The following is a 12,080-nucleotide window of genomic DNA, read 5'->3' on the forward strand; positions in this document are numbered from 1 at the left end:
GTTTCCGCCGGTGATTCCGCCGGCCAACCCGATTCGGCGCTCCGCAGCGGATTTCCCCGCCGCGCTCTTCCAATGGAAACGCGATCCGCGCTGAGCGCGCTGGCGCGGGCGGCAGGATTTCGCGGTTGCGAGAGGCCTGCCGCGTGGTCCAGGGGAGCGCCTCCGTAATGCTACTGAATTGCGCTTCAAACGGCGTTTTTGCATGCGATTCGTAGCTGGAACCGAAGTCGATTTAGCCTTAAGTCGTAATGCAAAGCGCCCGTTTTTGCTCCATGAGAAACTTGAGAAATCGGACGCATCGCATTGTGCGATCAGTTCTTTCATCGAGATTTCGTTGCGATCTGCCGATCGCGACGCGTCGCCGACAAGCTCGATGCACGCCGGCTGCCGGACCCTGAAAGGGTTACTCATTCCTTGCCACGGCCATGCGCGGCGTGCTTAGCTGCATCGCAGCATTTACACTGTTTGGCGCAGTGGTATTCCCCTATATTCCCGTTCCACGATGAAGCTCCCCTCCAAGAGTTGAATCGTGAATTCCTAGGAGATTACCATGTTGCTTTCGCTCATCCGCATGATCCGCGAATTTCGGGACTATCAGCGCAATGTGAGCGAATTGTCCCAGCTCAGCGATCGCGAATTGGCCGATATCGGCCTCGATCGCTCGGACATTCCGCGCGTTGCGTCGGGTCACTATCACGGTTGATCCCGTTATCTAGTTCTGTGATCCGATGACGCCCGCTCCACGCGGGCGTTGTCGTATCTGGCGCTCCGGTTCCCGCGGTACGGCGATTTCCCTTTGCCACAAAACGCGCTAGCTGTGGCGCATGATCGATCCTTCGAACACCGTTCACGTCGTCGGCGGCGGCCTCGCCGGCTCCGAAGCCGCCTGGCAGATCGCGCAGGCCGGCATCCGCGTCGTGCTGTACGAAATGCGCCCCCTGCGGATGACCGAGGCGCACCGCACCGAGGGCCTCGCCGAGCTGGTGTGCTCCAACTCGTTTCGCTCCGATGATGCCGCCAACAACGCGGTGGGGCTGCTGCACGCCGAAATGCGCAAGCTCGGCTCGCTGGTGATGCGCGCGGCCGATGCCAACCAGGTGCCGGCCGGCGGTGCGTTGGCGGTCGATCGCGACGGCTTCTCCGCGGCAGTGAGCGAGGCGCTGGCCGAGCATCCCCTGATCGAGTTGCAGCGCGGCGAGCTCGACGGCCTGCCGCCCGCCGATTGGGCCAACGTGGTGATCGCCACCGGGCCGCTCACCTCGGCGCCGCTGGCGTCGGCGATCCAGGCACTGACCGGCGAGGATGCGCTGGCGTTCTTCGACGCCATCGCGCCGATCGTGCACCGCGATTCCATCGACATGTCGGTGGCCTGGTTCCAGTCGCGCTACGACAAGGTCGGCCCCGGCGGCAATGGCGCCGACTACATCAACTGCCCGATGACCCGCGAGCAATATGACGGCTTCGTCGCAGCGCTGATCGCCGGCGACAAGGTCGACTTCAAGGATTGGGAGACTTCGACGCCGTATTTCGACGGCTGCCTGCCGATCGAGGTGATGGCCGAGCGCGGCCGCGAAACGCTGCGGTTCGGCCCGATGAAGCCGGTCGGGCTGACCAACCCCAACGATCCGACGGTGAAGCCCTACGCCATCGTGCAGCTGCGCCAGGACAACAAGCTCGGCACGCTGTACAATCTGGTCGGCTTCCAGACCAAGCTGAAGCATGGCGCGCAGAGCCGCATTTTCCGAACCATCCCGGGACTGGAAAACGCCGAATTTGCAAGGCTTGGCGGGCTGCATCGCAACACCTTTCTGAACTCGCCCAAGCTGCTCGATCTGCAATTGCGGCTGCGCACCGAACCGCGGCTGCGCTTCGCCGGGCAGATGACCGGCTGCGAGGGCTATGTGGAATCCGCCTCGATCGGGCTGATCGCCGGGCTTTATGCCGCAGCCGACGCGCGGCAGGCCGCGCTGGCGCCGCCGCCCGGAACTACCGCGCTCGGCGCGCTGCTCGGCCACATCACCGGCGGCCACATTGAGACCATCGACGCCGGGCCGCGCTCGTTCCAGCCGATGAACGTCAATTTCGGCCTGTTCCCGCCGCTCGCCGCGCCGCCGACCCACGGCGCCGACGGCAAGAAGCTGCGCGGCCCCGACAAAACCGTCGCCAAGAAACAGGCGCTGAGCGCCCGCGCGCTGGCCGATCTCGACGGCTGGATCGCGGCGAATTTGCCGAGCGCCGCGGCGGCGGCGTAGCGCTCTCTACGCCATCGAGACTTCGCTCGCAAAACAAAGCCGTCATTCCGGGGCGCGAGAGCGGAGCTCGAGCGAACCCGGAATCTGCAACGAGCAACGCGCGCACCGACTCATCACCCCGCAGCGAGATTCCGGGTTCGCTCGCCGCTGCCGCGGCTTGCGCCCCGGAATGACCGGCTTTGAGGGCTAACAACGATTATCGAAACGCCGCCGACCGGCTGGCCCGCCACAGCGTCCACAGCGTCGCCAGATGCGAGCGCGGCCGCGGCTGCAGGACATCCCCGTCCGGCCGCGCCATCTGCTTGAAGTCGCGCTGCGCCAGCGCCAGCGGCAGCAACGCCGGCCGGATCGCGCGCGGCACCTCGCCGAGCAGCGTCAGCGCCTGATCGAGATGCGCCCTCGCCTCCTCGACGAATTGATCGAGCGCGGCGCGCAGCGCCGGCGTCAGCTTGCCCGCGAATGCATCCTCCGGGTCGGCTGCGGCTTGCGCCAACAGATCCGCCGGCAAAAACATTTGCTGCCGCGCGGCATCGCGCGGAAAGCCGGCGAGCAGCCGCGAAGCGCCGGTCGCCAGCCCGGCATGATGCGCCAGGTGATCGGTCGCATCCGAGGCAGGTCCGAGCACGCGCGCGGCCTGCGCCAGCAGCGCCGACGATGTCTCGGCGAGATACAGCTCCAGCGCGGCACGGTCCGGCATCGGGTCGTTGTAGAGATCGAAGATGTGCGCCTCGATCAGCCGCGACAGCGGCGCCGCCGGCAGGGCGTAACGCGCGATGGCGCGCTGCAATTCCGCCGCAACCGGATTGCCCTCGACGCCGCCATGGCCCTGACCGGCGAGCATGTCGCTCCACCATTGCAGCCGGATTTCGCCGGGCAAAGGCTGGCTGACCTGGTCGCGCACCCGCACGATTTCAACATTGAAGGCATACAAAGCCAACAGCGCGCGGCGCGGCTCGGGACCGACGAACAGCGTCGCGGCATAATGGTCGAAATCCTGAGCGCGCACCAGGTCGGCGCAGAACGCCGCATCGCCTTGGGCGGCGCCGGCCGCCGCGCTCATGGCACCGCGATCAGCGCCGCGGCGACCCGGCGGCGCTCGCCGATCATGATGTTGTAGGTGCGGATCGCGGGGCCGGTCTGCATCGGATCGAGCACGATGCTGAGGCGGCGCAGCGCGTTGCGCAAGGCGGGCGGCGGCAGCCACACCGTATTGGCGGTGCCGACGATCAGCGTGTCGATGGCGTTCGCGTTCTCGATCACCCGGCGCAGCGAAACTTCGTCGATCTGCGCCGGATCGCTGACCTCCCAGGCCCAGATCGAATCCGGCAGGCACAACAGCGAGCCCTGATGCGACATCTCGGCGAAATAGAACCCGCCCTTGCCGTAGGATTCGATCGGCGCCGATCGCGGCAGATGCAGGCCGTCCGGGGGAGCCTTGGCCATCAGGGCTTCGACACGGGCTCCTTGGCGTCGTGCCGGTTCATGCCGACGCCAAGATAGATCAGGATCGGGGCCGCGATGAAGATCGAGGTGTAGGTGCCGACCAGCACCACGCCGAACATCATCACCGCGGTGAAGGAGTGGATGGCGTGACCGCCGAACAACAACAGCGCCAGCAGCGCCAGCGTCACCGTGACGTGGGTGATGATCGAGCGCGACAACGTCGAATTGATCGATTCGTTGAGCAGCTGCGGCATCGGCATCTTCTTGTAGCGCCGCAGCATTTCGCGGATCCGGTCGTAGATCACCACGGTGTCGTTTAAGGAATAGCCGAGAATCGTCAACAGCGCGGCGATCGAGGTGAGATCGAAATCCACCTGGGTAATCGACATGAAGCCGATGGTCAGCACGATATCGTGGACGTTGGCGATCATCGCGCCGAGCGCGAACTGCCATTCGAACCGGAACCAGAGGTAGACCAGGATCGAGAAGATCGCCAGCATCAGCCCGAGCATGCCGTAGGCCAGCAATTCGCTGGACACCCGAGGGCCGACCACTTCGACGCGGCGGTACTCGACATTGTCGCCGAGCGCGGTGCGCACCTTCTGCACCGCGGCCTGCTGCGCGGCGTCGCCGCCGGGCTGTTCGGCGACCCGGATCAGCACGTCGGCGGGGCCGCCGAACTGCTGCAGCTGCACGTCGCCGAGGTCGAGCCCGTTCAGCGTCGCGCGCATCGCCGGAATATCGGCGGCGCCGGCTTTGGCCTGCACTTCCAGCAGCGTGCCGCCCTTGAAGTCGATGCCGAAGTTCAGGCCGTGGGTGAAGAACAGCGTGATCGCGGCGATCGACAACAGCGCGGAGATCGGAAAGCTGATCCGGCGAAACCGGGTGAAGTCGAAATGGGTGTCGTCCGGGACGATGCGCAGCGACGGCAGCCAGCCCATGATGCTGACAACCGTGAGCACCACGATCACGGCGCCCAACCCAATCAAGATCCAGTGTGTCACAGCGTGCTCCGTAATCTCAAATCGGCACGCTGTGCGGCCGCTTCCACCGCACCCAGCCGGCGACGATCAGCCGGGTCAGCGTGAAGGCGGTGAACACCGTGGTAAGGATGCCGATGCCGAGCGTGACGGCAAAACCGCGCACCGGCCCGGTGCCGATGTAGAACAGCACCGCCGCGGCGATGAAGGTGGTGATGTTGGAATCCAGAATCGTCGACAGCGCGCGCTTGAAGCCGGCGTCGATCGCCGAGATCGCGGTGCGGCCGCCGCGGATTTCCTCGCGGATGCGCTCGTAGATCAGCACGTTGGAATCCACCGCGATGCCGACGGTGAGCACGATGCCGGCGATGCCGGGCAGCGTCAGCGTGGCGTTCAAGAGCGACAGCACGCCGAAGATCATCGCCACATTGATCGCCACCGCGATGTTGGCGAACACGCCGAACAGCCGGTAGGTCAACAGCATGAAGACGATGACCAGGATCGAGCCGACATAGGCGGCGAGTTCGCCCTTCTCGATCGAGTCCTGGCCGAGCCCGGGGCCGACGGTGCGTTCCTCGATGATGGTGAGCGGCGCCGGCAGTGCGCCGGCGCGCAGCAGAATGGCGAGGTCGTTGGCGCCCTGCACGGTGAAGCTGCCGGAAATCTGCCCGGAGCCGCCGGTGATCGGCTCGCGGATCACCGGGGCCGAGATCACCTCGTTGTCGAGCACGATGGCGAACGGCTGGCCGACATTGTCGGTGGTGGCCTGGGCGAATTTGCGTGCGCCGGAGGTGTTGAAGCGGAACGAGACGATCGGCTCGCCGGAGCGCTGGTCGAAGCCGGGCTGCGCGTCGGTGAGGTCGCCGCCCGACACCAGCACCTGCTTCTTGATGACGTAGGGCTGTTTCGGCGCCTGCGCGCCCATCAACAGGTCGGAATCCGGCGGCACCCCGCCGCCCTGCCGCACCTGATCGGCCGGCACGGTGGGGTCGACCATGCGGAAATCCAGCTTGGCGGTCTTGCCCAAGAGCTCCTTCAGCCGGGTCGGGTCCTGCAGGCCCGGCACCTGCACCAGAATGCGGTCGATGCCTTGGCGCTGGATCAAAGGCTCCACGGTGCCGAGTTCGTTGACGCGGCGCTCGACGATCTGGATCGACTGTTCGACCGACTGCCGGATCCGCTCGGTGATCGCCGCCTGGGTGACCGAGAGCCGGATCAGCCCGGAGCCGGCGTCGGCGACGTCGAGGCTGCGCTGGCCGTTGGAGCCCATCAGCCCGCCGAGCGGCTGCGACAGTTCGCGCAGTTTGCTGAGCGCGGTGGCGACGTCGGTGTCCTTGGAGATCCGCACTTCGACGGCGTCGTTGCGCACCGCAAGGCCGGTATAGGGGATCTTGGCGTCACGCAGGGTGCGGCGGGCGTCGTCGCGAACCTGGTCGAGCTTGTCCTTGCGCACCGAGTTAGAATCAACCTCGAGCAGGATGTGCGAGCCGCCCTGCAGGTCGAGCCCCAGCACCAGATGGCGCTGCGCCCATTTCGGCCAGGTCTTGACGGTGGCTTCCGGGAAGAAATTCGGAACCGCGCACAGGCAGACCGCCAGCGCGGTCAGAATGATCGCCAGCGCCTTCCACCGCGTGAAATACAGCATCGAGTTGACCCGTCAGACCATGGAAAGGGGCGCGCCGCGACCGCGCAACGCCGTGACTGCGTTGCGCGTCACGTTGCTTGTCACGTTACTTGGCGGTCGAATCGTCCTTCGACGCCGCCACGTCCTTGACGTCCTGGGCGTCCTTGGGTTGCTTGCCGCCCTTGGTCGCCTTGGCATCCTTTTCCGCCAGTGGCTCGCCCTTGGCGCGCACGCCGGTGATCATCTGGCGCATCTGGCGGACCCGAATGCCGTCGGCGACCTCGAATTCCAGGCTGTCGTCGTCGATCACCTTGGTCACCTTGCCGACCAGGCCGCCCGAGGTGATGATGGTGTCGCCGCGGCGCACGTTCTTCACCAGCTCGGCATGCTCCTTCACCTTCTTCTGCTGCGGACGCAGAATAAGGAAATACATGATGACAAAGATCAGCGCGAACGGCAGCAGCGACATCAACATGCTGCCGGTGTCGCTGGCTGTGCCGGCGGCCTGAGCAAACGCAGGAGTAATCAGCATCACAATCCCCGTGAAATGGAACGAGCCGGCGCTGGGCTTGCAAGCCGGCCGGTCCTAGCAAATTCGCGCGGACTATAGCGGCCGCGGTCCCAATTGCAACGCTGCCCAGCCGTTCATTTCAGGCGCTTGCCGGCCCTGATCCGGCCCGATATGGCTGCAACGTCAGGAATGGGACAGATGTCGAAAAAACCCGGAAAAACCGCGGCTCGCGCCGCCAAGAGCAATGTCGCCGCGAAATCCCGCAAAGCCGCGACAAAACGTCCGAAGGCCGCCGCCGATACCGCCGAACAGCGGATCGCCCGCGCGCTCGAGGCGATCGCGGCGTCTCTGGCGGCCGCCGCGCCGAGACCCAAGGACCCGGCCGGGCAGCTTGCCGCCGCCGAAGCCTTCATCTGGCATCCCGACGGCCGGCTGGCTCCGGTGCCGCGCGTGTCGCGGGTCGATCTCGATCTGCTGAAGGGCATCGAGCGGATGCGCGACATCCTGATCGAGAACACCGAACGTTTTGCCGCCGGCCTGCCCGCCAATAATGCGCTGTTGTGGGGCGCGCGCGGCATGGGCAAGTCGAGCCTGGTCAAGGCCGCGCATGCCAGCGTCAACGCCAAGCCCGAGGTCGCCGGCCTCCTGAAGCTGATCGAGATCCACCGCGAGGACATCGAAAGCCTGCCGGCCTTGATGACGATTCTGCGCGCCTCGCAATTCCGCTTCATCGTGTTCTGCGACGACCTGTCGTTCGACGGCAACGACGCCTCCTACAAATCGCTGAAGGCGGTGCTGGAAGGCGGCATCGAGGGCCGCCCGGACAATGTGATCCTGTATGCCACTTCCAACCGCCGGCATCTGCTGGCCCGCGAGATGGTGGAGAACGAGCGCTCCACCGCGATCAATCCCGGCGAAGCCGTCGAGGAGAAAGTCTCGCTGTCCGACCGCTTCGGGCTGTGGCTCGGCTTCCACAAATGCAGCCAGGACGAATTCCTGGCGATGGTGCGCGGCTATTGCGCGCATTTCGGCATCGCGCTCGACGACGCCGAGTTACAGCGCGAGGCGCTGGAATGGGCGACCACCCGCGGCTCGCGCTCCGGCCGCGTCGCCTGGCAGTTCACCCAGGATCTGGCCGGCCGATTGGGCGTGCGGACGGCGGCGAAATAGCCGCCGCTCAGCGCGCGCGTTTAGCGTTGAACGCCGCCACCACCCGGCTCGGCGGCGGCCGCCCGATCAGCGCCCCGACCGCATTGCTGGCTGCAACCAGCCTGTCGAGATCGACGCCGGTTTTCACACCCAGGCCCTCGAGCATGTAGACCACGTCTTCGGTGGCGACATTGCCGGTGGCGCCCGGCGCATAGGGGCAGCCGCCGAGCCCGCCTGCGGCACTGTCGATCGCCCGCGCGCCCTCTTCCAGCCCGGCATAGAGATTGGCCAGCGCCTGGCCGTAGGTGTCGTGGAAATGCATCGCCAGACTCTGCATCGGCACCGCCTCGGCGCAGGCGCGCAGCAATTCGCGGACCTTGTTCGGGGTGCCGACGCCGATGGTGTCACCGAGCGAGACTTCAGCGCAGCCGAGATCCCATAGCGTGGTCACGACATCGACCACGGCCTGCGGATCGACCGTGCCGTCATAGGGACACCCCAGCACGCAGGACACATAGCCGCGCACTTTCACGCCATCCGCGGTGGCGCGGGCGATCACCGGCTTGAAGCGTTCGATCGAGTCCGCCACCGAGCAATTGATATTGGCCCGGGAAAAGCCCTCCGAGGCCGAGGCGAACACCGCGACGACCTTGGCGCCGGCGGCGCGGGCGGCGTCATAGCCCTTCTCATTGGGCACCAGCACATGGAATTCGCCGGCGAGACGCTGCACGCCGCGCAGCACCTCCGCCGAGCCCTGCATCTGCGGGATCGCCTTGGGTGACACGAAGGCGCCGACCTCGATGGTGGTGAGCCCGGCTCCGGATAGCGCCTCGATGAACGCGATGCGGGCGTCGACGCCGAGCGAAGTCTTCTCGTTCTGCAGCCCGTCGCGCGGGCCGACTTCGACGATGCGGACGGGCTCGCTCATGCGCACCTCACGCGGCTGAAGGCTCGATCTCGGCGAGTTCGACGCCTTCCTGGACGATATCGCCAACCTTGCATTTCAGATGCGTCAGCACGCCGGCAAACGGCGCGCGCAGCGTCTGCTCCATCTTCATCACTTCCAGCGTCAGGATCGCCGCGCCCTTCTCTAAGCTCGCGCCCTCTTGCGCCAGCAGCGCCACCACGGTGCCGGGCAGCGGCGCCACGATGCGGTCGTCGCCGACGTGCTCGTCGTCGTCGCCACCGAACGGATCGACCCAATGCAGGTCGAATCGGCCGTTGCGGCTGCGCAGATAGAGTTCGTGGCCCTCCATCACCGCAAAGACAGCGCTGCGCACGCCGTCCAGCGTCAGGTCGAAGCCGCCGTGGTCGCGCGGCGCCGTGTCGAAGTCGAAGGTGCGATCGCCGATCGCGAGCGCGGCCGCGCCGCCGCCGTAGCGCAACGTCACCTTGTGTTCGGCCGCGCCGTGGCGGAAGACGAACAAGCGGCTGCGGCGGCCGACCGGCATCCAGCCCGCGGTCCGCCAAGGCGACGGCGCTTCGCACTGCGCGGCCTTGTCTTCGTCGAACAAGATAGCAGCCACTGCGCCGCAGAGTTCGAGATCGCCGGGCGGCCGCGGCTCCGGCGTCAACGCCGCCAGCTCGCGCTCGATGAAGCCGGTGTCGATGGCGTTGGCGCGGACATCACGATGCGTCAGCAGCGCCGAGAGGAATTGCGTGTTGGTGACGACGCCGCGGATGTCGGTGTCATCGAGCCCGCGCGTCAGCCGGTCGAGCGCGGCGTCGCGGCTCGACGCCCACGCGATCACTTTGGCCAGCATCGCGTCGTAATACGGCGACACTTGGTCGCCCTGCCGGTAGCCGGCGTCGATGCGCAAGCCGTTGGTTTGCGAAGGCGTGCGCCAGGTCTTGAGCGTGCCGACCGACGGCATGAAATTCTGGTGCGGGTTTTCCGCATAGACCCGCGCCTCGATGGCGTGGCCATGCCATGTGATCTGATCCTGCGTCAGCGGCAGCGTCTCGCCGAACGCGACGCGCAATTGCCATTCCACGAGGTCGATGCCGGTGATCAGTTCGGTCACCGGATGCTCGACCTGCAGCCTTGTGTTCATCTCGATGAAAAATACGTTCTGGCCGTCGGAAACGAATTCGATGGTGCCGGCGCCGATATAGTTCACCGCGGCTGCGGCCTTGCGCGCCGCGGCGCAGACCGTTTCGCGCTGCGCCGCGGTGAGCGTCGGCGACGGCGCCTCCTCGATCACCTTCTGGTGCCGGCGCTGCAAGGTGCATTCGCGCTCGAACAGCGATACCAGGTTACCGTGGCTGTCGCCGACGACCTGCACCTCGATGTGCCTCGGGTTTGCCACATACTTTTCCAGCAGCATGCGGTCATCGCCGAACGCGGCTTTGGCCTCGCGCTTGGCGCTGACGATCGCGGCGCCGAGGTCTTCCGCGGCGCGCACGATCCGCATACCGCGGCCGCCGCCGCCGGCCGAGGCCTTCACCAGCACCGGATAGCCGATCCGTTGCGCCGCGTCCGCCAGCGTCGCCTCGTCCTGGGCTTCGCCGTGGAAGCCCGGCACCAGCCGCACGCCGGCCTTTTCCATCAACTGCTTGGAGCCGGATTTCGAGCCCATCGCGGTGATCATCGCCGCAGTCGGTCCGACGAACACCAGCCCGGCATCGGCGCAGGCCTGCGCGAACGCGGCGCTCTCGGAGAGAAAGCCATAACCGGGATGAATCGCTTCGGCGCCGCTGCGCTTCGCCGCAGCAATCATGCGTTCAATGTTGAGATAAGACTCGCGTGCCGGTGCAGGTCCAATCAACACCGCTTCATCAGCCTGCGCTAAATGCAGCGCGTCGCGGTCGGCCTCGGAATAAACCGCGACGGTGCGCAGCCCCATTGCGCGCGCGGTCTTGATCACGCGGCAGGCGATCTCGCCGCGGTTGGCGATCAGCAGCGTGCTAAACCGTCGATACAGCGCAGGCGTTGCCATCATCACATCCTGAACAGGCCGAAGCTGGTCGGCTCAATCGACGCATTGGCCGATGCCGACAGCCCGAGCCCCAGCACCAGCCGGGTGTCGGCGGGATCGATCACGCCGTCGTCCCACAGCCGCGCCGTGGCGTAATACGGGCTGCCTTGCGTCTCGAACTGCGCCTTGGTGGGCGCGCGAAAGGCTTCCTCCTCCTCGGCCGACCATGAGCCGCCCTTGGCCTCGATATTGTCGCGGCGGAGTTGGCTGAGCACCATCGCCGCCTGATCGCCGCCCATCACCGAGATCCGCGCATTCGGCCACATCCACAAAAACCGCGGCGAATAGGCCCGGCCGCACATGCCGTAATTGCCGGCGCCGTAGGAGCCGCCGATCACGACCGTGAATTTCGGCACGTTGGCGGTCGCGACCGCGGTGACCAGCTTGGCGCCGTCGCGGGCGATGCCGCCCGCTTCATATTTCTTGCCGACCATGAAGCCGGTGATGTTCTGCAGGAACACTAGGGGAATGCCGCGCTGGCAGCACAGCTCGATGAAATGCGCGCCCTTCAGCGAACTCTCGCTGAACAGGATGCCGTTGTTAGCGATGATGCCGACCGGAAAGCCCCAGAGATGCGCGAAGCCGCAGACCAGGGTCTGGCCGTACAGTTTCTTGAACTCGTCGAACTCCGAGCCATCGACCAGGCGGGCAATGATGTCGCGCACGTCGAACGGTTTTCGCGCATCGGCGGGGACAATCCCGTAAAGCTGCTCGGCCGGATACAGCGGCTCGCGCGGTTCGCGCAAATTCAACGCGGCGCGTTGCGCTGGCTTCAGCGTGCCGACGATTCTGCGGGCGATGCCGATAGCATGTGCATCGTTCTGCGCGTAGTGATCGGTGACGCCGGATTGCCGCGAATGCACGTCAGCGCCGCCGAGCTCTTCCGCCGAGACCACCTCGCCGGTCGCGGCCTTTACCAAAGGCGGGCCGCCGAGAAAGATCGTGCCTTGATGGCGCACGATGATGCTCTCGTCCGACATCGCCGGCACATAGGCGCCGCCGGCGGTGCAGGAGCCCATCACGATCGCGATCTGCGGAATCCCCAAAGCCGACATCTGCGCCTGGTTGTAGAAGATCCGGCCGAAGTGCCGTTCGTCGGGAAAGATCTCGTCCTGCTGCGGCAGGAAGGCGCCGCCGGAATCC

The 12,080-nt window shown here is 66.1% G+C and carries 11 protein-coding genes; 3 read left to right on the forward strand and 8 right to left on the reverse strand.

Going from position 1 to position 12,080, the window contains the following annotated elements; translation table 11 throughout:
• Window positions 1–550: 550 nt before the first annotated feature.
• The gene (locus VGC77_RS08540; protein ID WP_011473215.1) at window positions 551–703 is read left to right on the forward strand and encodes a DUF1127 domain-containing protein; all 153 of its coding nucleotides are present in this window, start codon (window positions 551–553) and stop codon (window positions 701–703) included.
• Window positions 704–824: 121 nt separating this feature from the next.
• A complete protein-coding gene (gene trmFO / locus VGC77_RS08545) occupies window positions 825–2,252 on the forward strand; it encodes a methylenetetrahydrofolate--tRNA-(uracil(54)-C(5))-methyltransferase (FADH(2)-oxidizing) TrmFO (protein WP_331171143.1) in 1,428 nt (475 codons plus the stop codon).
• Window positions 2,253–2,448: 196 nt separating this feature from the next.
• Here the strand turns inward: trmFO and VGC77_RS08550 are convergent, their stop codons facing one another.
• The 5 genes from VGC77_RS08550 to yajC form a co-directional block, all read right to left on the reverse strand.
• A complete protein-coding gene (locus VGC77_RS08550; RefSeq protein ID WP_331171144.1) occupies window positions 2,449–3,312 on the reverse strand; it encodes a phytoene/squalene synthase family protein in 864 nt (287 codons plus the stop codon).
• Window positions 3,309–3,695 carry an Mth938-like domain-containing protein gene (locus VGC77_RS08555; protein ID WP_331171145.1) on the reverse strand — a complete coding sequence of 129 codons (387 nt, stop codon included), beginning with the start codon at window positions 3,693–3,695 and terminating at the stop codon, window positions 3,309–3,311. Before VGC77_RS08555 ends, VGC77_RS08550 begins: the two co-directional genes overlap by 4 nt.
• On the reverse strand, window positions 3,695–4,699 hold the full coding sequence (secF, locus tag VGC77_RS08560; RefSeq protein WP_331171146.1) for a protein translocase subunit SecF: 1,005 nt from the start codon (window positions 4,697–4,699) through the stop codon (window positions 3,695–3,697). The genes VGC77_RS08555 and secF overlap by 1 nt, the downstream gene beginning before the upstream one ends.
• Before the next feature lie 16 nt (window positions 4,700–4,715).
• Window positions 4,716–6,320: a protein translocase subunit SecD gene (gene secD, locus VGC77_RS08565; RefSeq protein ID WP_331171147.1), complete on the reverse strand. Its 1,605-nt coding sequence runs from the start codon at window positions 6,318–6,320 to the stop codon at window positions 4,716–4,718.
• A gap of 85 nt (window positions 6,321–6,405) precedes the next feature.
• Window positions 6,406–6,831, reverse strand: a complete 426-nt coding sequence (yajC, locus tag VGC77_RS08570; RefSeq protein WP_331171148.1) for a preprotein translocase subunit YajC — start codon at window positions 6,829–6,831, stop codon at window positions 6,406–6,408.
• A 177-nt stretch (window positions 6,832–7,008) separates the two neighbouring features.
• On the opposite strand from yajC, the gene VGC77_RS08575 reads away from it, so the two are divergent.
• A complete protein-coding gene (locus tag VGC77_RS08575) occupies window positions 7,009–7,980 on the forward strand; it encodes an ATP-binding protein (protein WP_331171149.1) in 972 nt (323 codons plus the stop codon).
• 7 nt (window positions 7,981–7,987) lie between these two features.
• Here VGC77_RS08575 and VGC77_RS08580 read toward each other — a convergent pair whose 3' ends face one another.
• The 3 genes from VGC77_RS08580 to VGC77_RS08590 all read right to left on the reverse strand — a co-directional run.
• Entirely contained in the window at window positions 7,988–8,887 is a 900-nt protein-coding gene (locus VGC77_RS08580) for a hydroxymethylglutaryl-CoA lyase (RefSeq protein WP_331171150.1), read from the reverse strand.
• Window positions 8,888–8,894: 7 nt separating this feature from the next.
• Complete coding sequence (locus VGC77_RS08585; protein ID WP_331171151.1) at window positions 8,895–10,898, reverse strand: acetyl/propionyl/methylcrotonyl-CoA carboxylase subunit alpha; 2,004 nt, start codon at window positions 10,896–10,898, stop codon at window positions 8,895–8,897.
• Window positions 10,899–10,900: 2 nt separating this feature from the next.
• On the reverse strand, window positions 10,901–12,080 hold a 1,180-nt coding region (locus tag VGC77_RS08590; RefSeq protein WP_331171152.1), incomplete at its 5' end, for a carboxyl transferase domain-containing protein.

Source organism: Rhodopseudomonas sp. (assembly GCF_036404135.1).
Lineage (GTDB): Bacteria > Pseudomonadota > Alphaproteobacteria > Rhizobiales > Xanthobacteraceae > Rhodopseudomonas_A.

Bases quoted from the DNA above. Each gene is read 5' to 3' on its own strand.
- VGC77_RS08540 (WP_011473215.1), top strand. From the start codon at position 551: ATGTTGCTTTCGCTCATCCGCATGATCCGCGAATTTCGGGACTATCAG.
- trmFO (WP_331171143.1), top strand. From the start codon at position 825: ATGATCGATCCTTCGAACACCGTTCACGTCGTCGGCGGCGGCCTCGCC.
- VGC77_RS08550 (WP_331171144.1), bottom strand. From the start codon at position 3,312: ATGAGCGCGGCGGCCGGCGCCGCCCAAGGCGATGCGGCGTTCTGCGCC.
- VGC77_RS08555 (WP_331171145.1), bottom strand. From the start codon at position 3,695: ATGGCCAAGGCTCCCCCGGACGGCCTGCATCTGCCGCGATCGGCGCCG.
- secD (WP_331171147.1), bottom strand. From the start codon at position 6,320: ATGCTGTATTTCACGCGGTGGAAGGCGCTGGCGATCATTCTGACCGCG.
- yajC (WP_331171148.1), bottom strand. From the start codon at position 6,831: ATGCTGATTACTCCTGCGTTTGCTCAGGCCGCCGGCACAGCCAGCGAC.
- VGC77_RS08575 (WP_331171149.1), top strand. From the start codon at position 7,009: ATGTCGAAAAAACCCGGAAAAACCGCGGCTCGCGCCGCCAAGAGCAAT.
- VGC77_RS08580 (WP_331171150.1), bottom strand. From the start codon at position 8,887: ATGAGCGAGCCCGTCCGCATCGTCGAAGTCGGCCCGCGCGACGGGCTG.
- VGC77_RS08585 (WP_331171151.1), bottom strand. From the start codon at position 10,898: ATGGCAACGCCTGCGCTGTATCGACGGTTTAGCACGCTGCTGATCGCC.